A 22429-nucleotide genomic window follows, 5' to 3' on the forward strand; every position below is an offset into this window, starting at 1 on the left:
CGATCTAATGTCCTCACGAATTGCTGGGACTTTGCCCAGCTGTTCTTTTATGGTAAAATGTAAGGGACTACATATAAAGGAGAGACCTATGTCTAACGTATCTATTAATGCTATCCGTTTCCTTGGTATCGATGCGATTGAAAAATCAAAATCTGGTCACCCAGGGATTGTGATGGGTGCAGCACCGATGGCCTATAGCCTCTTTACCAAGCACCTTCGGGTGAATCCGGCGCAACCCAACTGGATTAACCGCGACCGCTTTGTGCTTTCAGCGGGTCATGGTTCGATGTTGCTTTACGCCCTGCTTCACCTATCAGGTTTTGAAGATGTGTCGCTAGAAGAGATCAAAAACTTCCGTCAGTGGGGCTCTAAAACACCCGGCCACCCAGAGCTTGGCCATACAGCAGGGGTGGATATCACGACTGGACCGCTCGGTCAAGGGATTGCTTCAGCGGTTGGTTTTGCCCAAGCAGAGCGCTTCCTGGCTGCTAAATACAACCGTGACGGCTACAATTTATTTGATCACTATACCTATGTGATCTGTGGCGATGGCGACCTGATGGAAGGTGTTTCTGCCGAAGCGGCGTCTTATGCTGGTTTGCAGAAATTGGACAAGCTGATAGTTCTTTATGATTCAAACGATATCAACCTCGACGGTCCGACCTCTGAGTGTTTCACAGAAGATGTCCGTGCCCGCTACACTGCTTACGGTTGGCATACTATTCTGGTTGAAGAAGGCACAGATTTAGAGGCTATTCATGCAGCAATTGAAGCAGCTAAGGCCGCTGGCAAGCCAACCTTGATTGAAATCAAGACCGTCATCGGTCATGGCTCTCCTGCTAAAGCAGGTACCAATGCAGCACACGGGGCGCCACTTGGTCCAGACGAGGCAGCTGCTACCCGTGAAAACCTTGGTTGGGACTACGCCCCATTTGAAGTCCCAGAAGAAGCTTACGCTGACTTCAAAGAAAAGGTAACAGATCGTGGTCAGGAAGCCCACAAGGCTTGGGAACAATTAGTAGCAGACTACAAGCAAGCCTTCCCAGAGCTAGCTGAGGAAATCACCGCGATCTTGGATGGTAAAGACCCTGTTGTGGTTCAGCCAGAAGACTTCCCAGCGATTGACAATGGCTTCTCTCAAGCAACCCGTAATTCTAGCCAGGATGCCCTCAATGTTATCGCTGCTAAGATGCCTAATTTCTTGGGTGGTTCAGCAGACCTAGCCCATTCTAATATGACGGTGATTAAGGGCGAAGGCCTTCAAGATGATAAGGAGCGCCTCAACCGCAACATCCAGTTTGGTGTTCGTGAGTTTGCCATGGGCACTATCTTGAACGGCATGGCAGCTCATGGTGGCTTGCGTGTTTATGGCGGAACCTTCTTCGTCTTCTCAGACTATGTGAAGGCAGCTGTACGTCTGTCTGCCTTACAAGGCTTGCCAGTGACTTATGTCTTCACTCATGATTCGATTGCCGTTGGTGAAGATGGTCCGACCCATGAGCCTGTGGAGCATTTAGCAGGTCTACGTGCCATGCCAAATCTCAATGTCATCCGTCCAGCCGATGCCCGTGAAACGCAGGCGGCTTGGCACTTGGCCGTTACCAGCCCTCAAACGCCAACTGCTTTGGTTCTTACCCGTCAAAACTTGACCGTACAAGAAGGAACTGACTTTGACAAGGTGGCTAAGGGAGCCTATGTGGTTCACGAGGAAGAAGGTTTTGACACCATCTTGATTGCGACTGGTTCTGAGGTTGAATTGGCGGTTAATGCAGCCAAAGCCTTGGCTGACAAAGGGACTAAGGTCCGCGTGGTCAGCATGCCATCGACCAATCTCTTCGATGCCCAAGAACCAGATTACAAGGAAGAAATCTTGCCAAACGCCATTCGCCGTCGTGTGGCTATCGAGATGGGATCTACTCAAAACTGGTACAAGTATGTCGGCCTTGACGGGGCAGTCATCGGGATCGACACCTTCGGTGCCTCTGCTCCAGCAGCAGAAGTCATCGCCAACTACGGCTTCACAGTTGACAATGTTGTGGCAACTGTAGAAGGATTGAAGTAGGCAAGGGCTCCGTTTAACAATTTAAAGCATGATCATAAAGAGTGGGAGAGAAATCGGTAACTCCAAGAGTTGGATTTCTCCTCACTCTTTTTAGTTGTGCTAATGATCAGAAAGTAGGGATATGAGGTTGTCACTAGAGCTTGATACTCTTTGAAAATCAAAACATAGTCCTTATTAACTCGCTTCGAGGAACTGCAGTTCTATGATCAGCTTCCTGTCCTAGGCTAGATTGATTTTCTTTGAGTTTGAGCTATCCTCATGAGTTCAAAAGCGAAGCGTCAAAGGCAGTTATAAGCAGAAGATTAGGTTGGAAAAACAGCAGAGCTTCTCCATCATTGTAGAAGAGAGAGTGCTTCGTTTGGTCTGTCGATTGAGTGAACTATTTTGGATTTAACAGAAGCAAAAAAAGGCCCTCAGAGAAGCCTCTGAGGGTGACTTGTGGGGTTAAAGTGCAGCACGTAAGCGCGCTTGGGCATTCTCAACATTGCGAACAGCGCGTGGCAAGAAGGCACGGATGTCATCTTCCTTGTAGCCGACTTGAAGGCGCTTGGTATCAATCAGGATAGGGCTTTTTAGAATCCGTGGATTTTCAGTGATAATATCGATCACCTCATTGACGCTGAGGTCGTCAATATTAACCCCTAGGCCTTTGGCATAACGGTTTTTAGAAGAGACGATAGAGGCGATACCATTTTCTGTTTTGGATAGAATTTCTAAAATTTCAGCCTTTGTGATAGCTTCTTTTCCGAGATTGTGTTCCTTATACGGGAGATGATGAGCATTTAACCAAGTTTTGGCTTTTTTGCAACTGGTGCAACTTGATACTGTATAAATCTTGATCATTCAGTAGCTCCTTTTGCTATGATACTAGTATTATAACTAGTATACCATTTTTTGCCATCAGTCGGAAGACCTATTTTGGTCATTCTTCGATTTCTATGGCATCAAGGTCAAGAGTCACTTCTTCTGCAACAGGGGCTTCAGGCTGGCTTGTTGGGGTTTCTTCACCTTCTTGAGCTTCGATCAGACCATAATGAATCCGAACTTTTCGATCAATCTCTGCGAAAAGTTCTGGATTTTCCTTGAGGAATTTCTTAGCATTTTCCGAACCTTGGCCAATTTTCTCATCATTGTAAGAGAACCAAGCCCCTGACTTTTTGATGATGTCTAGGTCGCTAGCGATTTTGACCAATTCGCCTGTTTGGGAAATTCCTTCGCCATACATAATTTCTACAAAGGCTTCCTTAAATGGAGGCGCCACCTTATTTTTGACAACCTTAATCTTAGTTTCCTTACCGACGCTCTGGTCTTTTTGGTCGCCAGTTCCCTTGATCTGGGTAGAGCCACGGACATCCAAGCGGACAGAAGCATAGAATTTCAGCGCACGTCCACCCGGTGTGGTCTCAGGGTTACCGAACATGACACCCACTTTTTCACGTAGCTGGTTAATGAAGATAGCAATGGTCTTGGTCTTATTGATAGAAGCACCGAGCTTGCGCATGGCTTGACTCATCATCCGAGCTTGAAGACCAACGTGGCTATCCCCGATATCCCCGTCAATCTCTGCACGCGGAACAAGGGCCGCTACCGAGTCGATAACGACCAAATCAACCGCACCAGAGTCAATCAACTTACCAGCAATCTCTAGTCCCTGCTCTCCAGAATCCGGCTGGGAAAGAAGTAATTCATCAATATTAACACCCAGAGCCTGAGCGTAGAGCGGATCAAGGGCATGCTCTGCATCGATGAAGGCTGCGATACCGCCCTCTTTCTGACACTGGGCTACCGCGTGAAGGGCAACAGTAGTCTTACCTGAACTTTCAGGACCATAAATCTCAATGATCCGACCTTTAGGGTAGCCGCCTGCTCCAAGAGCGATATCGAGCGCCAGCGAGCCTGAGCTCATGACTTGCACTTTTTGTTCTGCACGCTCACCCAGGCGCATGATGGCTCCCTTACCAAAGTCTTTTTCAATGGTTTTTAGGGCATCATCAAGGGCTTTTTTGCGTTCGTCACCAAATTTTTTGGTGATTTCTTCTAATTTTTTACTTGGTTTTTTTGCCAAAATCATTCTCCTATTCTACCTTGTCTGATTGACAAGTTGTTTGTCTATTATACCAAATTTCCATCATTTAATAAAGTTTGTCGCATTAGGTTAAAGGCATGCAGACAGGCAATATGACGGATATCTTGCCGGCTGCGTCCGCCGATATTGACCTGATAAGCCTTGCTGGTCTTTCGTGTGGCAAGGCCGATAAAGACAGTACCTGCTGGCTGGCCTTCTAGGTCGTCTGGACCGGCTACTCCTGTCAAGGCTACCCCATAGTCACTGCCTACGATTGTCCTAGCCTGCTCTGCCATGGCGCAAGCGGTAGAAGCTGAAACAACTCCCTGCTTAGCCAGTTCTTCTTGGTCCAGTTGCAAGAGCTGGGCTTTTTGCTGGAGGCTATAGGTTACAAATCCTCCTTCTAAGACAGCAGAGGCGCCTGGAAAGTCAGCGATAGTAGCCTGAAAGAGTCCCGCGGTGAGACTTTCTGCCGCGCTGATGGTTTCTTGTCTAGCTAACAAGAGGTCAAAAACAATCTTAGCGAGACTGTTATCGTCACCGTATCCGTACATAAGATTTCTCAATTGTCCATGGTTTAGAATCTCCTTTTCTAGTTTAGTGAGTTTTTCATCAGCTTCTTGTTGGCTTCTAGCCTTGGTGGACAGGCGTAGGGTGACCTCTCCTGTCTTGGCATAAGGGGCGATGGTCGGGTCGGACTGTTTGTCAATCAAATCAGACAAGAGGGTTACCAGTTGACTTTCGCCAATACCGAAAAAGCGTAGAACCTTAGAGTGAAGTTCTTGGCCAGTAGTGTCTAGCAAGGGAATCAGCTCTTGAGTGACCATGGGTTTTAGCTCGCTCGGTGGACCAGGCAAGACGATATAGGTGACGCCGTCAACTTGGAGGTAGCCCCCAACTGCTAATCCTGTTGCATTTGGCAGGGGCTGGCTACCTTCGATAATCTGGGCTTGACGGTCATTGTTGCTGGTCCTGGCATAATCGGGCCTGCTCGCAAAAAAGCGGTCTAGCTTGGCCATGGCATCAGGATCAAAAATGAGGTCACGCCCCAAAAACTTTGCCAGCGTTTGCTTGGTCAAGTCATCCTCAGTAGGTCCTAGGCCACCGCAAAGCACGATCAGATTGCTGCGTTTGGAAGCTGTCTTTAATACGCTTAAGAGACGTTCTTCATTATCTCCGACAGCGATGTGATAAAAAACATCGATTCCTATCTGAGCAAACTTTTCAGAAAGGAATTGGGCGTTGGTGTTGACAATCTGGCCAGTTAAAATTTCTGTGCCGACAGCGATAAGTTCAGCTTTCATTGGTAACCTACCTCTTTATTCGTAATACTGCTTCCATTTTAGCAAAAAAATCCCCAATGCACTAGAGATTGGGGAAGTTGACGGTTTGTCTTTTTAATATCAGAAGGAGCTATTTTTAAAAGGGCAGTGATTTTCGTGGTCGTTGACTAGGCCAGCAGCTTGTAGATAAGAGTAAATGCAGACTGGTCCGACAAAGGTAAATCCTCGTTTTTTGAGATCTTTAGAAATGGCTTGGGACAGACTGGTTTGATTGGGAAGGAGGCGGTAGTCTGGGACTGACTGAACAATTGGCTGCCCATCTACCCAAGACCAGAGGTAATGGTCGAAGCTTCCAAACCTTGCTTGAATCTTTTTAAAGGCCTGGGCATTTTGCCGAGTGGCATAGAGCTTGGCTCGGTGGCGGATGATATCAGGATTATCCAGCAGGCTATCTAGTTCCTGGTCTGTCATGGCTGCTACCCGTTCTATGTCATAGTTGTAAAAAGCCTTCTGAAAAGCTTGGCGTTTGTTGAGTACAGTCTCCCAAGACAAGCCGGCCTGATAGGATTCTAGGCAAAGCAATTCAAAGAGGGCACGGTCGTCATGGAGCGGTCTTCCCCATTCGGTATCGTGATAGCGGATATAAAGAGGATTGGTGTCTTTGACCCAAGTGCAGGTAGTATTTTTCATAAGATGAGTATACCACAAAGCTGATAGGAAAAGGGGGAAAGAGGTTAGAAAGCAATTGATAAAAAATTTTTAAAAAATTTTTCTCTTTTTTAAATTTAGTTACGAATAGGATAGTGAAGGGCAAAAAAATGCTGATCATTAAACGACTGTTCGACGAAAATGAACTTGGAGTGACCCAGTTCCTAGATCAATAGCACTTGGCAAAGCATGGGTGAGAAAGAAGAAAGCTATTCCCCCTCAGAGAGGCTATGATGTGGTAGCAGTGCTCGAGCAGCTAATTTTCGAAGACTGACGCTTGATTATCATCAGACGCGAAGCCCGACTAATTCTGAGAAAAGGCATTGGCAAGAAGTGCTGCTCAGTAAACATTTATCAACGATCATTTTGGAGGAAACATTTATGACAAAGAAACACATTTACAAATCAGGTTTACTACTAGCAGTTACAAGCCTTAGCCTTTGCCAGCCTGCTTTGGTTCAGGCAGAGGGAGACCAGGCTTCTGCACCAGCGGCATCGGTTGTCGCAACAGGGACAGTCTCTGAAACTGTTTCTAGCACAACAGAAGTAACTGAAACGGAACAAACGCCATCAGAAACGAATGAAGCAGAGGGAGAAAAGGAAGCACCTTCTCAGCCTGCACCAGCAGCAGAAACATCCGTCGAAAATAAGGCTAAGGCAGAACAAAATGATTCATTAGAGGATGCGAAGGTGCGCGCTTGGTTAGAAAAAACACAGTTCCAGTTTGTTCAGACCCTTTTTCGGACAGATGTCGAGGGCAAGGAGATCCATGGAAATGTTGAAGGGTACCAGGCACCTCTGGCCTTGAAGGGTTACACTTACTTGTCCACCATTATCACAACCACTGAAAAAGGGCCTGCTCTCGTCCACCTCTATCAGGATACCAACCATGTGGACAAGACAATCAGCCGAACAGAGTACCTGGATGGCACCTCTGGTAAAAAACTCCAAGCGGATCAAAAAGGTCAAGCTTTCCAAGCCAAAATCGGGGACCTTAACTACTATAACGGCTTTGTCGTTGAAGAAAATGGCGAAAAAGTTTATAAGATTTTCTACCTGACAGATAGCGATTATATCTCTTACGCAGGTAGCCATTACTATGTCCGCTTGACCGACTATACGCGCTTTATTGATCGGAAAACTGGTCAGGAAATTGCTACCCGCCAAGACGGCTTTGTGCCAGTTTATGATATTGCTGGCTACAACTACGTTTCAGGGGAAATTGTAGAAGAAAATGGTAAGACCTATTTTGTCCAATCGTTTGACAAGCAAACCTCAGAGACGAAAGAGAAAAAGAAAGATTCACCTGTTGCATCTGCTATCAATAGGGCGGTTGAGAACATGATGCCAAAGCGACAACATAAGACAACAGATCTTCCAAGTACAGGGGATAAGCAGTCGAAGGGGGTATTGTTAGGATTGTTGAGCCTGCTTTTACTGGCTACAGGAATCACCTATAAAAATCATATCAAACGAGAGAAGAAGAGAGAAAAAGAGGCAGGGTAAAAAGTCAGCTCTATTAAAAACATGGTATAAAAATAGCTTGACGCAGTGGTTGATTGGCAGTTTTGTTCGCATTATAAGCTCCAAAACTGGCCTAATCAACTGTGCGGGGGTGGGAAGACGAACTCTTTTTCGTTTATTGGAGTTCTTTCCCACTCCCTTTTCTTGTTTATTCAATATTCAACTCATTTTGGGGTAGGATTAGGAGAAATAGACATGACGGTCGCTAGAGCTGGGTCGATCTGTTCTATCAGCAGTATGGATTTTGGTGTTGAACAAAGATGATGTTCATTAATGAATGACTTCTGACTCGCAGTCCCCTTGGACTTGAAAGTACTTTCAGATTCGAAGAAACATTCCTAGTTTTAGAATATAAAATCTAAAGGGAAGAAAACTATTGATAAAAAGAGGGAATCATTTTATAATGAATTTGTAAACGCTACCAATCTTTTAAGGAGATTTAGCGCCAGATTAATACCTAGATTCGATTGAGAATCTAGGCAAAAAAATAGAGAAAGTGAGATCAAGATGCCTAAGAAAAAGTCGCTTTTTTCAGGTAAGGATAACCCCTATGTTGGGTATTTGTTTATTGCACCGCAGATGCTGCTCATGCTAGTCTTCATTGTCTTCCCTGTTATCAAGGGTTTTCAGATGAGTCTTTATGAGGTCTATGGTCTGGATTCGATCTATGTTGGATTGGACAATTTCAAAGCCCTCTTTGATGACCCAACCTTCATGAAATCGATTTTGAACACGGTGTTCTTTGTGGTTGCGATTGTGGTTTTGACGATTGTCTTTGCCCTCTTTGTAGCGACGACGGTCTACGATAAGAATTCCAAGTATGTTTCCTTTATCCGGGGCAGCTATTACCTGCCAGTCATGGTTTCTATGGTCGTGATGAGTATCATCTGGAACTTCCTGCTCAACCCTTCTAATGGATTGATTAGCTATCTTTTTGGAACGGTTGGAATTGAAAATGTTAACCTCCTAGGTAGCGCCAAGACTGTTATGCCGGTCATTGTCTTTGTGACCTTTGTAGGAAATGTAGGCCAGGCCATTATCCTTTATCTGGCGACCATGATTGGCCTGCCACAGGATTATTTTGAAGCGGCGCGCATTGATGGGGCCAGCAGATGGCAAAGTATTAGACATATTATTTTGCCGCTAATGAAGCCGACAACGGCCTATCTGACCGTTATCAATATCATCGCTGTCCTGAAGATTTTCGTGGTTATCCAGCTCTTGACAGGTGGTGGCCCAAACAACGCTTCAGTGACCATGATGTACTACCTCTATCAGAATGCCTTTGTTTACAATAATACAGGGGTGGCGTCAGCGATCGGGGTACTCATGTTTACCATCGCCTTGTTCCTGAGCGTGCCTCAGCTCAAATCATTCTTGAAAAACGACTAGGAAGGAGAACTTACTGTATGTTACGACGCCTCAAACGGATGGAACCCTACGATTTGATCACTAACATCATCGTCTTTCTCCTAGCCCTACTCTTTGTTTTACCACTCTTTTGGTTGCTGACCAATACCTTTAAAACCTCGGCGCAGATTTATCAAATGCCACCGTCGATTTTGCCAGAGAAATGGTACACCGGTAACCTGGAAGAGCTCTTTAAGGGGCAACCGGCCTTCCAATGGATTTTCAACAGCTTTGTTGTCTCCATGGGAACGGCATCCCTAAGTGTTTTGGTTTCTTCCCTAGCAGCCTATGGCTTTTCCAAGTTGAAGTTTAAGGGGAGAACGGTCCTGCTCTTGGTCGTGATCGCTTCTATCATGATTCCCAAAGAAACCTTTATCGTGCCCCTCTTCAATGTCGTCGAAAGTTTAGGCTGGGTGGATACCTATCAGGCCATGATTGTGCCGAACTTGGCGACGGGCTTTGGGACCTTCATGCTCTACTCTTATTTCAAGGCTATTCCGGAATCAATCCGTGAATCAGCCAGAATTGACGGCGCCAAAGAGTGGACCATCTTCCATAAATTGATGCTGCCGATTGTCAAACCAGGCCTTGGGGCTCTCTTTATCCTCAACTTTGTAACGGCTTGGAATGATTACCTCTGGCAGCTGTTGATGGCGCGCAGTAAGGAGATGAAGACCTTGACCATCGGGGTTGCCAGTCTCCAGCAGGACATCAACCCTAATATAGGTCTTCGGGTAGCAGGGGCCGCCATTGCCGCCTTGCCGATGGTCCTGATTTTCTTCCTCTTCCAGAGGTATTTCATCAAGGGTGCCACAGATGGCGCTGTTAAAGAATAGTTAATAAATATTTAGTGAACCTTAAGGAGGGTTTCTATTATGAAAAAAATCTTGTCGTTTCTCACTATTTCTGCCTTAGCTTTGGCAGGATGTTCTAGCGGATCTTCTGGTTCGAAGGAAGCCAGCAAGGAGGTTGAAAAGGCCAATGAAATTGAAGTGTGGCTGACTCCACAATGGAAAGGCACTTACGAAGCATCAGAAGAAGGTGCAGATTATGATAGTTTCTTAAAAACAGCGGCAGAGCTCTACAAGGAAGAAAATCCAGATGTTAACATCAAGATCCAGGTGATTCCTGGTGATGAGCGCGACAGTAAATTGAGTGTAGCTACCCAGACCAACACGCTTCCAGATGTCTTCTTTGAGTCTTCCTTTGCCATGACCAACTACGCGCACCAAGGCCTGATTGCACCGATTGATGATATCGTTGATCCAGAAAGTAAAAAAGACATCTCTGAGAATGTTTGGAACAACGTTAAGATCGGCGAAAATAGTTATTTCTATCCATTTGCTCAAAACCCAGGCATGCTGGTCTACAATGTGAAAATGTTTGAAGACGCTGGTCTTGGCGAATTTATCGGTGAGAAGAGTGAAATTGCCAACTGGTCTGTTGAAGATTTTGAGAAGATCTTGACGACTTTGAAAGAGAAAAATGATCAGGTAGCACCACTAGGGTTCTTTGCCAAGAACAACCAGGCCGATACTTGGACCATGATGTACCTTCGGATGTTTGGATCGCCATTCTTTGACGATAAGGGACTGTTGGCTGTCAATGATGCAGAAGGCGTCAAGGCGCTCGAGCAGATCAAGTCTTGGAACGATAAGGGCTTGATTACCAAGGGGGCGGAGTCTCTTGCTAGTACAGATGTTAACGCCATGTTCCAAAACCAGCAAGTGGCGATCAGCTTTGCCAACGCTGTTCTTTACCAAGGCATGTTAGACAACCAAGCCAACGGGACACTGGATGAATTCGACATTCGTTTGGCCAGCATTCCGAGTGTTGATGGACCAAAATCCTTCACCTATGTTGTGGGATCAGCCGTCTTTAACACAAACGGAGAAGCCCGTCAAGCTCTGGCTAAGGATTTCGTGAAATTCTACTCAGAAAATGCAGACTTGGTTAATGCCAGCACCAACTTCTTGCCAGTGCGTGAGAGTGTTGTAGAGAGTGCCAAGGCAGACAATCCTCTCTTGGCAGCTTATCTGAACAATGACCAGTACGTGATCAACTTCTCTAATAACACGCCTGGGTATGCGGAAGTGCGCAATGCCCTCTTCCCAGAGATTCAAGCTGTCTTGACAGGTGAGAAGGATGCCCAAGCGGCTCTGGATAGCTTTGTCGATAATGGTAACAAGGCGATTGAAAAAGGTCAGAAGTTCTCTAAAGTATTGGGGAATAACTAGGATGAGATGAGGAGTGTCGGTTTATCACGACGCTCCTTGTTTTATGGGGTTTCTACTGGCAAGCAATTTGGAATTATCAAAAAATGTAGGATTGTCTTGTTTTATGAGGGACGAGATGGATGGCTTTAGTCTGGCCTTTGGGGTCAGCAAGTTGTAATCCATCTCTGCTTTTGTTTGAAATATCTTAGCAAAACCGTTACAATAGAATAAGGAATGTTTCTTAAATTAAAACGGAGGGCACTATGTCATACGCTAACTTAAAGTTGTTTGCGCTATCGTCAAATCAGGAACTGGCTAAAAAAGTTGCTGATAGCATGGGAATTTCGCTTGGGAAATCAACGGTTAAGCATTTTTCAGACGGTGAAATTCAGGTGAATATCGAAGAATCGATCCGCGGTTCTCAGGTCTATATCTTGCAGTCAACTTCGTCACCAGTCAATGATAATTTGATGGAAATTCTCATTATGGTGGATGCTCTCAAGCGTGCTAGCGCTGAATCAGTTAATATCGTAATGCCTTATTACGGCTATGCCCGTCAGGATCGTAAGGCTAGGGCGCGTGAGCCGATCACGTCAAAATTGGTAGCTAATATGCTCCAGGTGGCAGGTGTCGATCGTCTCTTAACCATTGATTTACACGCCTCACAGATCCAAGGTTTCTTTGACATCCCTGTTGACCACCTCTTGGGTGCGCCTTTGATTGCAGATTATTTTGAGCGCCGTGGGATGACAGGGTCAGACTATGTGGTGGTCTCTCCAGACCATGGCGGTGTGACTAGGGCCCGTAAACTGGCTGAATTTTTGAAGACACCGATTGCTATCATCGACAAACGCCGTTCGGTGGATAAGATGAATACGTCCGAGGTGATGAACATTATCGGTAAGGTGGATGGCAAGACCTGTATTTTGATCGATGACATGATTGACACGGCGGGTACCATTTGTCATGCGGCGGATGCCCTGGCAGAAGCGGGCGCAGTAGCTGTCTACGCCAGCTGTACTCACCCAGTCTTATCTGGTCCTGCTATGGACAATATTATGAAATCTGCCATTGAAAAATTGGTGGTTCTGGATACGATTTATTTACCAGAGGACCGATTGATTGATAAGATTGAGCAAATTTCGATTGCGGATCTGTTGGCAGATGCGATTGTACGGATTCATGAAAAACGTCCTCTATCGCCATTGTTTGAAGGGAAGAAGCCATAGTTACTAGAGGTTGGAAAACCTCCAGCCTAGCCTAAACAGTATCTCGAAAACCTTAGACTCAATGTTTTAAATGATGTTGTGTCTAAGGTTTTTGTTTTTTAGCTGGGGTGACTGGTAAATCAGGATGGAGGTTTTTCAAAGGCTAACAGGGTTAGAGATGAGTTGTAGTGGTGTTTAAATTTTTTCTTGTTTTACTCTTACCAGCAGGCTATTTCCTATTTAACATTTTCTGAAAATTGCGATATAATAGTCTAAAGATTGGAGACACCTATGGATTTAAGTAAACGATTTAATAAACAATTGGACAAGATTCAGATTTCGATGATTCGTCAGTTCGATCAGTCGATTTCGGATGTTCCGGGTATTTTGAAGCTGACGCTGGGAGAGCCGGATTTCACGACGCCAGAGCATGTTAAAGAGGCTGCCAAGGCAGCGATTGATGCCAATCAGAGTTATTATACAGGCATGAGTGGCCTTTTGGAGTTACGTCAGGCTGCAGCTGACTTTGTCCAAGAAAAGTACAACCTAACCTACGATCCAGCTAGCGAAATCTTGGTGACAGTGGGAGCGACAGAGGCACTGTCAGCTAGCTTGGTAGCCGTTATTGAAGCAGGTGATACCGTTCTGCTGCCTGCGCCAGCCTATCCTGGTTATGAGCCCATTGTGACCATGGTTGGTGGTTCTGTGGTTGAGATTGACACGACAGCCAACCAGTTTGTCTTGACCCCTGAAATGCTGGAGGCTGCTATCTTAGAGCAAGGGGACCGATTGAAAGCAGTCATCCTTAATTACCCCGCCAATCCGACAGGAGTGACTTACTCGAGGGAACAGATGGCAGCTCTTGCGGAAGTGCTGAAAAAGTATGAGATTTTTGTCATCTCAGATGAGGTCTATGCGGAATTGACCTACTCTGAAGGTCGTCATGTCTCCATTGCAGAATTCCTACCTGACCAGACCATTGTTATTTCAGGGCTTTCGAAGAGCCATGCCATGACGGGCTGGCGGATCGGCTTGATTTTTGCCCCAGCTTCTTTGACTGCACAGTTGATCAAGAGCCACCAGTATCTCGTGACAGCAGCAGCGACGGTCGCCCAGCACGGAGCCTTAGAAGCCTTGAAAAACGGTAAGGATGATGCTCTGCCGATGAAGGAGGCTTATATCAAGCGCCGGGATGTGATCATTGAGAAAATGACTGCTCTAGGCTTTGAGATCATCCGTCCAGATGGTGCCTTTTACATCTTTGCCAAGATTCCAACAGGTTACAATCAAAATTCTTTTGACTTCCTGCAAAAATTCGCTCGCAAGGAAGCGGTCGCCTTTATTCCTGGAGCTGCCTTTGGGCAATACGGCGAAGGTTATGTTCGGGTTTCTTATGCAGCCAGCATGGAAACTATTGAGGAGGCCATGAAGCGCTTAGCGCGTTTTATGGAATCAGATGAATCGCGTTGAGACCAAGGGCTTGGTCCTCTATAATCGGCCATATCGTGAGCAGGATATGCTGGTCAAGATTTTTACCGAGTCTTATGGCAAGCGGATGTTTTTCGTGCGCCACGCCCACGATTCCAAATTGACCAGCGTTATCCAGCCTCTGACAGCCTCGTCTTTTATCCTTAATTTAAATGCGACAGGCTTCAGCTTTATCGAAGATTATCGAGAAAGCCAGACCTTTCCAAAGGTCAATGGGGATATTTTTTCGCTAGCCTATGCGACCTACCTGCTTGCTTTGGCAGACGCAGCCCTTCAGGACAATGTGTCCGATCCAGCCCTCTTTCAGTTCTTATCAAGGACCCTGGTCTTGATGGAGCAAGGGCTGGATGTGGAAGTTTTGACCAATATTTTTGAAGTGCAGATCCTAAGCCGATTTGGGGTCAGTTTGAATTTTGAAGAATGCCTGGTCTGTCATCGTGTTGGTCAGCCCTTGGATTTTTCTTATCAATACAACGGCTGCCTGTGTCCGCAACATCAGCACCAGGATAGCCATCGTGCTCACGTAGACCCAAATGTCATTTATCTGTTGAGCCGCTTTCAGGGCCTTCAGTTTTCGGACTTGGAGACCATTTCCATTAAGCCAGAAATGAAACAAAAACTACGAACCTTTATGGATCAGCTTTATGAGGAATATGTGGGAATCCACCTCAAGGCCAAAAAATTCATAGATGACATGGCCCAATGGGGTCAGCTCTTCAAGGATAATCCGTGATGATTGTGATAAAATAGAGTGAGTGAGCTATAGAAAAGGAGACAAGATGAAACGAATCGCTGTTGATGCCATGGGTGGCGATCATGCCCCCCAGGCAATCGTGGAAGGAGTCAATCAAGCCCTAGAGCTTTATGAGGACATTGAGGTGCAGCTTTATGGGGATGAGGCTAAAATCCGGCCCTACCTTAAGGAAAATCCTCGTATCCGTATTGTCCACACAGAGGAAAAAATTGATTCGGACGAGGAACCAGCCAAGGCGATTCGTCGTAAGAAACAGGCATCGATGGTTCTGGCAGCTAAGGCGGTCAAAGATGGTCAAGCTGATGCTGTTTTATCAGCAGGGAATACAGGAGCCCTCCTAGCAGCAGGTCTCTTTGTGGTGGGACGGATCAAGGGTGTGGAGCGACCAGGACTTTTGTCTACCTTGCCGACTAGGGATGGTCGTGGCTTTGATATGTTGGACCTGGGTGCCAATGCTGAAAATACCCCTCATCACCTCTATCAATACGCTGTTCTAGGCGCCTTTTATGCCAAGCATGTGCGCGGTTTGACCAATCCCCGTATCGGTCTTTTGAATAACGGGACGGAAGAGACCAAAGGCGATAGCTTGCGCAAGGAGACCTATCAGTTGTTGGCAGCTGACGCAAACCTTAATTTCATTGGCAACATAGAGGCTAGAGAGCTTCTTAATGGTGTGGCAGATGTTGTCGTGGCAGACGGTTTTGTGGGAAATGCCGTACTGAAAACCATTGAAGGAACAGCCATGTCTGTTATGGGGCAACTCAAGTCTGCCATTGCTTCAGGAGGCCTGCGTGCTAAATTGGGCGCCCTTCTGCTTAAACCAAGTCTTTACCGATTAAAGGACAGCTTAGACTATTCTAGCGCTGGTGGTGCAGTTCTGTTTGGTCTTAAGGCACCTGTGGTTAAGGCGCACGGATCCAGCGACGCCAAGAGCATTATCAGCACTATTCGGCAGATCAGGACCATGCTTGAAACGGATGTGGTCGGTCAGTCTGTTCAAGAATTTTCAGAAGAGGAATAGAAATGTCACAAGAAATCATCTATCAAAAACTCCTCGATGTCATCAAGGAATTTCATGGCCAAGAGTTTATCTTCTCCGAAGACCTGCCCTTTCAGGATCAATTTGCTGATTCTGTTGCCTTGATGGAATGTATCATCGGTTTAGAGGATGCTTTTGACATCGAGATTCCAGACCGAGATTTAGAAACCTTCCAGACGGTAGAAGATCTGGTTGGTTATATCGAAGGCAAGACAGCTAGTCGGCGATAGGCGACATAAAGCACCTGATTTCCCCCTTAGCGGAATCGGGTGCTATTTTTTGACTTTTTGCAGTAAGTAGGTTCGTCCGAGCAAGTTTATTGGGAAACAGGTTAGCTGGTAGGTCAAGGTTTTCTCAATAAAGAAAGGTGTTTCGGGGTATAAAAACCGAACGTTAAAATAAAAAAACAATAGTTCGTTCTATAATTGTTTGATTAAAAGTTTTTCTTATGATAAAATGATTTAAAAATTAGCAAAAGGGCAAACGATAAAATGAAAAGAGACCTTATTTATTCCGGAAAAGCCAAGGATATCTATAGCACAACTGACGATGATGTGATTATTGCGCATTACAAAGACCAAGTCACCATGTTGAATGGTGCCCGAAAAGAAATGATTTCTGGGAAAGGTCGGCTCAATAATCAGATCTCGTCTTTTATTTTTGAGCGTTTAAATGCGGCAGGGGTGAAGACGCATTTTATTGAGAAAATTTCGGAGACGGAACAACGCAACAGGCGGGTGGAGATTATCCCTCTTGAGGTGGTGTTGCGCAATCGGGTGGCAGGGAGTTTTGCCAAGCGATTTGGCTTGGAGGAAGGCCAAGAGTTGCCTGTTCCCATTATCGAGTTCTATTACAAGGACGATAGCCTGGATGATCCCTTCATCAATGATGAACATGTTCTCTTTTTAGGACTGGCCAGTGAAGCTGACTTGACTTATATCAAGGAGGAAACCCGTCGCATCAATGACTTATTAAGCGATTGGTTTGCCAAAGTAGGTTTCACCTTGGTGGATTTTAAATTGGAATTCGGTAAGGATAAGAACGGGGACATCATCTTGGCAGATGAGTTTTCGCCTGATAATTGTAGGCTGTGGGATGAGCAGGGCCGGCATATGGACAAGGATGTTTTTCGGCGAGATTTGGGGGATGTGACAGCTGTCTATGCTCAGGTTTTGGAAAAACTGCAGGGCTTAGACTAGGTCGTCATTAGAAAGGAAAAAGTTCCGTCATCAGGAGGGGAAGAGTAGGAGAAACAGCTCTTTTCTTGCCTGGGAGCTGAACAGGGAGAGATAAGATGGATAAGCGTATTTTTGTAGAGAAAAAATCAGATTTTGGTGTGAAATCACAGGCCTTACTGAAGGAATTGGTTCACAACTTACAATTAAACAGCCTAAAAGCAGTACGGATTGTACAGATTTATGATGTCTTTGGTCTGGAAGAAGGGCTCTTTGCTCGTGCGGAGAAGCATATCTTCTCTGAACAGGTTACAGACCGTGTCCTGGCAGAAAGTGATTTGGGTCTAGCGGACTATGCATTCTTTGCTATTGAGGCTCTTCCTGGCCAGTTTGACCAACGGGCAGCTTCTGCCCAAGAAGCCTTGCTTCTATTAGGCAGTGACAGCGATGTGGTGGTTAACACAGCCCAACTTTATCTGCTCAACAAGGATATTGCTCCTGAAGAGTTGGAGGCTATTAAAAATTATCTCCTCAACCCTGTTGATTCTCGGTTTAAAGATTTGACTAGTCCCCTTGCTCGTCAGGAATTTTCTGTCTCCGATAAGACCATTCCACAGTTAGACTTTTTTGAGACCTATACAGCAGATGATTTTGCGGCCTACAAGCGTGAGGCGGGCTTGGCTATGGAGGTGGAGGATCTTCTCTTTATCCAAGACTATTTTAAATCCCTTAGGCGGGTGCCAACAGAGACAGAGCTCAAGGTCTTGGATACCTATTGGTCAGATCACTGCCGTCACACCACTTTTGAAACAGAACTCAAGTCTATTGATTTTTCAGCGTCAGCTTTTTCCGACCAACTCCAAGCGACCTTTGACAAGTATGTGGCCATGCGCGATGAGCTAGGACGGTCGGATAAACCGATTACTTTGATGGATATGGCGACGATTTTTGGGCGCTATGAGCGGGCTAATGGGCGTCTGGACGACATGGAGGTATCTGATGAGATCAACGCCTGCTCGGTGGAAATTGAGGTAGATGTCGACGGTGTTAAAGAGCCCTGGCTCCTGATGTTCAAGAACGAAACCCACAACCACCCGACAGAGATCGAACCTTTTGGAGGGGCAGCGACTTGTATCGGTGGAGCTATCCGTGACCCCTTGTCAGGCCGTTCTTATGTTTACCAGGCTATGCGGATCTCAGGGGCAGGAGATATTACAGCTCCGCTGTCAGCGACCCGTGCTGGGAAATTGCCTCAGCAAATCATCTCTAAAACAGCAGCACACGGCTATTCCTCTTATGGCAACCAGATTGGTCTTGCGACCACTTATGTCAAAGAATACTTCCATCCAGGCTTTGTGGCCAAACGTATGGAACTGGGGGCTGTCGTTGGGGCGGCACCAAAAGAGAATGTGGTCCGTGAAAAGCCAGTAGCAGGAGATGCGATCATGCTTTTGGGTGGCAAGACAGGCCGTGATGGCATCGGTGGTGCGACAGGATCGTCTAAAGTTCAGACTGTGGAATCCGTGGAGACAGCTGGCGCCGAGGTCCAAAAAGGGAACGCCATTGAAGAACGTAAGATTCAGCGTCTTTTCAGAAATGGTGATGTAACCCGCCTGATTAAGAAATCAAATGACTTTGGTGCAGGTGGGGTCTGCGTGGCCATTGGGGAATTGGCAGATGGGCTTGAAATTGACCTGGATAAGGTACCACTTAAGTACGCTGGCTTAAACGGGACAGAAATCGCTATTTCTGAAAGTCAGGAACGGATGGCCGTTGTGGTTGCTCCAAATGATGTAGAACCCTTTATCACAGCCTGTGCGACAGAAAATATTCATGCAGTAGTAGTCGCGACAGTGACAGAAAAACCAAACCTTGTCATGACCTGGAACGGACAGACCATTGTCAATATCGAACGCAGCTTCCTAGATACCAATGGAGTACGAGTAGTGGTGGATGCCAAGGTGGTGGACAAGGAGATTGCCCTGCCAGAAAATCGTGTGACGTCGCTGGACAGTCTCGAAGCGGATACCTGTGCGGTACTGGCCGACCTCAACCATGCTAGCCAGAAAGGTCTTCAGACCATCTTTGATAGCTCAGTTGGTCGTTCAACGGTCAACCACCCAATTGGTGGACGGTACCAGATCACACCGACAGAGAGTTCAGTGCAAAAATTGCCTGTTCAGCATGGTGTGACCACAACTGCGTCAGCCATTGCCCAAGGCTACAATCCGTATATCGCAGAATGGTCTCCTTATCATGGAGCTGCCTTTGCTGTCATCGAAGCGACAGCTCGACTGGTAGCAACAGGGGCCAAGTGGAGTCAGGCTCGTTTCTCTTATCAGGAATACTTTGAGCGGATGGACAAGCAGGCAGAGCGTTTTGGCCAGCCTGTATCAGCCCTACTTGGCTCGATTGAGGCTCAGATTCAGCTGGGGCTGCCATCTATCGGGGGCAAGGACTCCATGTCAGGGACCTTTGAAGAGTTGACGGTGCCTCCGACTTTGGTGGCTTTTGGGGTGACCACAGCAGATGTGAAGAAGGTCCTCTCGCCAGAGTTCAAGGCAGTAGGTGAGTTCATCTACTATTTACCTGGCTCGCCGATCGGTGCGGAGATTGATTTTGCTGGAGTCAAGACCAACTTTGAAGCTTTTGCGGCCATTCAGGACAAGTATGCTGTCACAGCTGCTTCGGCAGTTAAGTACGGTGGCCTGATGGAGAGTTTGGCCCTGATGAGTTTTGGTAACCGAATCGGTGCTACTGTCGACTTGACAGATGTGTCAACTAGCTTGACAGGCCAGCTGGGTGGCTTTGTCTTTACCTCTCAGGAGAAAATTCCTGAGGCGACCAAGATTGGTCAGACAGTGGCAGATTTTAGTCTGTTGGTCAATGGCAGAGCGCTTGCAGCTGACAAACTCTTAGCAGCTTTTGAGGGGACGCTGGAGGAAGTTTACCCAACCACCTTTGAGCAAGAAAGCCACTTAGCAGACGTTCCAGAAGTGAAAAAAGACGTAGTGTTGGCAGCTAAAAACAAGATTGACACACCGTTGGTCTATATCCCAGTCTTTCCTGGGACCAACTCGGAATACGATTCGGCCAAGGCCTTTGAAAAAGAGGGGGCGAGTGTCAAATTGGTGCCATTTGTGACCTTGAATGAGACAGCGATTGAGCGGTCGGTAGAGACCATGGTGGCTAACATCGAGCAAGCCAATATCCTCTTCTTTGCTGGGGGCTTTTCAGCGGCAGATGAGCCAGATGGTTCAGCCAAGTTTATTGTTAATATCCTACTCAATGAAAAAGTGCGTCAGGCTATTGATGGCTTTATCGCGCGTGGTGGTCTTATCATTGGTATCTGTAACGGATTCCAGGCCCTAGTCAAGTCAGGACTATTGCCTTACGGGAACTTTGAGGAGGCGACAGCAACCAGTCCAACCCTCTTCTACAACGATGCCAATCAGCACGTAGCCAAGATGGTGGAGACGCGGATTGCCAACACCAACTCGCCTTGGTTATCAGGTGTTTCTGTTGGAGAGGTGTACACGATTCCTGTTTCTCACGGAGAAGGAAAATTTGTCGTGACCGCTGAAGAATTTGCAGCGCTCCGAGACAATGGTCAGATCTTTAGTCAGTATGTGGACTTTGACGGCAAACCAAGCATGGACAGCCGCTACAATCCAAATGGGTCGTTATATGCCATTGAAGGGATTACTAGCAAGAACGGTCAAATCATCGGGAAGATGGGCCACTCAGAACGGGTGGAAGACGGTCTCTTCCAAAACGTGCCAGGTAACAAGGATCAGAAATTGTTTGAAAGTGCGGTTAAATACTTTACAGAAAATAGGATGCGAGCGATAGCGAGCTCAGGCGTCAGTTAGCGCCGTGCTGAAAATGACCTAACCGAAACGGTTAGGTCATGAGGGGATTTCGAGACGTTGGCTCGAAATGAAGCAATGGAACTCCGAAGGAGGTCGCTTGCGCCCCTCAGCACATAAGCTAACTGACAAAAAAGAAAAGAAGGAAGCATCATGGTTTACGAAGTCAAATCACTCAATGAAGAATGCGGGGTCTTCGGCATCTGGGGACATCCCCAAGCGGCACAGGTGGCCTACTTTGGCCTCCATAGTCTCCAGCACCGTGGGCAAGAAGGGGCTGGGATTTTAGCCAACGATGAAGGCCGTTTCAAGCGCCATATCGGGCTAGGTCTACTGGCAGAAGTTTTTAAAAATCCCAAGGATTTAGAGAAGTTGGTGGGACAATCAGCCATTGGGCACTTGCGTTATCCCACTTCTGGCAATGGCTCTATCAACAATGTTCAGCCCTTCCATTATCGCTTCTCAGATATGAAGGCAGGTCTGGCCCATAACGGGAATTTGACCAATGCTGTTTCATTGAGAAAAGAGTTGGAAGATCAAGGGGCAATTTTTGCCAGTACTTCTGACACGGAAATCCTTATGCACCTGATTCGTCGCAGTCAGAAGGAGACCGTCATGGACAAGATTAAGGAGGCTCTTAATCGGGTCAAGGGAGGCTTTGCCTATATTTTGCTCCTTGAGGATAGGATGGTTGCTGCCATGGACCCAAATGGCTTTAGACCCTTGTCCATTGGTCAGATGAGCAAAGGTGCTTGGGTGGTGGCTTCAGAAACCTGTGCTTTTGAGGTCATCGGTGCCAAGTGGGTACGGGATATGCAACCTGGCGAAGTCGTGATTTTTGATAAGGATGGCATGCATGTGGACAGCTACACAAAGGATACCCAGCTGGCCATTTGTTCCATGGAGTATGTTTACTTTGCCCGTCCTGATTCGGTCATTCATGGGGTCAATGTCCACACAGCCAGAAAGAATATGGGGCGTCAGCTGGCGAGGGAGTTCAAGCATGAGGCGGATATCGTAGTCGGCGTACCTAACTCGTCTCTCAGCGCAGCCATGGGCTTTGCCGAAGAATCAGGTCTACCAAATGAAATGGGCCTGATCAAGAACCAGTATGTCCAGCGGACCTTTATCCAGCCAACTCAGGAATTGCGTGAGCAGGGGGTACGGATGAAGCTGTCGGCCGTGTCCAGTGTGGTTAAGGGCAAGCGGGTGGTCATGGTGGATGACTCTATCGTGCGTGGGACAACCAGTCGTCGGATTGTGCAGTTGCTCAAAGAAGCAGGAGCGGCTGAAGTTCACGTGGCTATTGGTAGCCCAGAACTTAAGTACCCGTGTTTTTATGGGATTGATATTCAGACTCGTAGGGAGCTGATTTCGGCCAATCACACGGTGGAGGAGGTCTGCGAGATTATCGGAGCAGATAGCCTGACCTATCTCTCGATTGACGGGCTGATTTCCTCTATCGGTATTGAAACCGATGCGCCAAATGGTGGTCTTTGTGTGGCTTATTTTGATGGAAAGTTCCCCACTCCGCTCTACGACTATGAGGAAGAATACCAGCGCAGTTTGAGTGAGAAGACTAGTTTTTACATTGAGAATGTGAGATGATGAAAAAACCAATTCAAAAC

The 22429-nt window shown here is 46.6% G+C and carries 17 protein-coding genes; 13 read left to right on the forward strand and 4 right to left on the reverse strand.

What is annotated here, in order from left to right; all coding sequences use genetic code 11:
- Positions 1-88: 88 nt before the first annotated feature.
- Positions 89-2062, forward strand: coding sequence for a transketolase (gene tkt / locus ABID29_RS00105; RefSeq protein ID WP_354363586.1), 1974 nt, complete (start codon positions 89-91; stop codon positions 2060-2062).
- A 444-nt stretch (positions 2063-2506) separates the two neighbouring features.
- Here the strand turns inward: tkt and spx are convergent, their stop codons facing one another.
- The 4 genes from spx to ABID29_RS00125 all read right to left on the reverse strand — a co-directional run bounded on the left by spx (position 2507) and on the right by ABID29_RS00125 (position 6100).
- Positions 2507-2905: a transcriptional regulator Spx gene (gene spx / locus ABID29_RS00110; RefSeq protein WP_168549705.1), complete on the reverse strand. Its 399-nt coding sequence runs from the start codon at positions 2903-2905 to the stop codon at positions 2507-2509.
- Between the two features lie 79 nt (positions 2906-2984).
- Positions 2985-4127, reverse strand: a complete 1143-nt coding sequence (gene recA, locus ABID29_RS00115; protein ID WP_354363588.1) for a recombinase RecA — start codon at positions 4125-4127, stop codon at positions 2985-2987.
- Between the two features lie 47 nt (positions 4128-4174).
- Entirely contained in the window at positions 4175-5431 is a 1257-nt protein-coding gene (locus tag ABID29_RS00120) for a competence/damage-inducible protein A (protein WP_354363590.1), read from the reverse strand.
- Positions 5432-5530: 99 nt separating this feature from the next.
- Positions 5531-6100: a DNA-3-methyladenine glycosylase I gene (locus ABID29_RS00125; protein ID WP_354363591.1), complete on the reverse strand. Its 570-nt coding sequence runs from the start codon at positions 6098-6100 to the stop codon at positions 5531-5533.
- Positions 6101-6499: 399 nt separating this feature from the next.
- Here ABID29_RS00125 and ABID29_RS00130 point away from each other — a divergent pair, with 399 nt between their 5' ends.
- From ABID29_RS00130 to purF, 12 genes are all read left to right on the forward strand, one after another.
- On the forward strand, positions 6500-7624 hold the full coding sequence (locus ABID29_RS00130) for an LPXTG cell wall anchor domain-containing protein (RefSeq protein ID WP_354363592.1): 1125 nt from the start codon (positions 6500-6502) through the stop codon (positions 7622-7624).
- A 525-nt stretch (positions 7625-8149) separates the two neighbouring features.
- Positions 8150-9034, forward strand: coding sequence for a carbohydrate ABC transporter permease (locus tag ABID29_RS00135; RefSeq protein WP_354363593.1), 885 nt, complete (start codon positions 8150-8152; stop codon positions 9032-9034).
- 17 nt (positions 9035-9051) lie between these two features.
- Positions 9052-9888 carry a carbohydrate ABC transporter permease gene (locus tag ABID29_RS00140; RefSeq protein WP_354363594.1) on the forward strand — a complete coding sequence of 279 codons (837 nt, stop codon included), beginning with the start codon at positions 9052-9054 and terminating at the stop codon, positions 9886-9888.
- A gap of 36 nt (positions 9889-9924) precedes the next feature.
- On the forward strand, positions 9925-11289 hold the full coding sequence (locus ABID29_RS00145) for an ABC transporter substrate-binding protein (RefSeq protein WP_435533135.1): 1365 nt from the start codon (positions 9925-9927) through the stop codon (positions 11287-11289).
- A 242-nt stretch (positions 11290-11531) separates the two neighbouring features.
- Positions 11532-12497 (forward strand): ribose-phosphate diphosphokinase, encoded by a 966-nt coding sequence (locus ABID29_RS00150; RefSeq protein ID WP_354363596.1) that lies wholly within the window; start codon positions 11532-11534, stop codon positions 12495-12497.
- A 270-nt stretch (positions 12498-12767) separates the two neighbouring features.
- Entirely contained in the window at positions 12768-13946 is a 1179-nt protein-coding gene (locus tag ABID29_RS00155) for a pyridoxal phosphate-dependent aminotransferase (protein ID WP_354363597.1), read from the forward strand.
- Positions 13933-14697 (forward strand): DNA repair protein RecO, encoded by a 765-nt coding sequence (recO, locus tag ABID29_RS00160; protein WP_354363599.1) that lies wholly within the window; start codon positions 13933-13935, stop codon positions 14695-14697. Before ABID29_RS00155 ends, recO begins: the two co-directional genes overlap by 14 nt.
- A 46-nt stretch (positions 14698-14743) precedes the next feature.
- Positions 14744-15739 carry a phosphate acyltransferase PlsX gene (plsX, locus tag ABID29_RS00165; protein ID WP_354363600.1) on the forward strand — a complete coding sequence of 332 codons (996 nt, stop codon included), beginning with the start codon at positions 14744-14746 and terminating at the stop codon, positions 15737-15739.
- 2 nt (positions 15740-15741) lie between these two features.
- Positions 15742-15987 (forward strand): phosphopantetheine-binding protein, encoded by a 246-nt coding sequence (locus tag ABID29_RS00170; protein ID WP_354363601.1) that lies wholly within the window; start codon positions 15742-15744, stop codon positions 15985-15987.
- Positions 15988-16248: 261 nt separating this feature from the next.
- Positions 16249-16956, forward strand: a complete 708-nt coding sequence (purC, locus tag ABID29_RS00175) for a phosphoribosylaminoimidazolesuccinocarboxamide synthase (RefSeq protein ID WP_354363602.1) — start codon at positions 16249-16251, stop codon at positions 16954-16956.
- A 95-nt stretch (positions 16957-17051) separates the two neighbouring features.
- Positions 17052-20804 (forward strand): phosphoribosylformylglycinamidine synthase, encoded by a 3753-nt coding sequence (locus tag ABID29_RS00180; RefSeq protein WP_354363603.1) that lies wholly within the window; start codon positions 17052-17054, stop codon positions 20802-20804.
- Between the two features lie 150 nt (positions 20805-20954).
- The gene (purF, locus tag ABID29_RS00185) at positions 20955-22409 is read left to right on the forward strand and encodes an amidophosphoribosyltransferase (RefSeq protein ID WP_354363604.1); all 1455 of its coding nucleotides are present in this window, start codon (positions 20955-20957) and stop codon (positions 22407-22409) included.
- Positions 22410-22429 lie beyond the last annotated feature (20 nt).

The sequence above is a fragment of the Streptococcus rupicaprae genome (assembly GCF_040545225.1).
GTDB classification, from domain to species: Bacteria; Bacillota; Bacilli; order Lactobacillales; family Streptococcaceae; genus Streptococcus; species Streptococcus rupicaprae.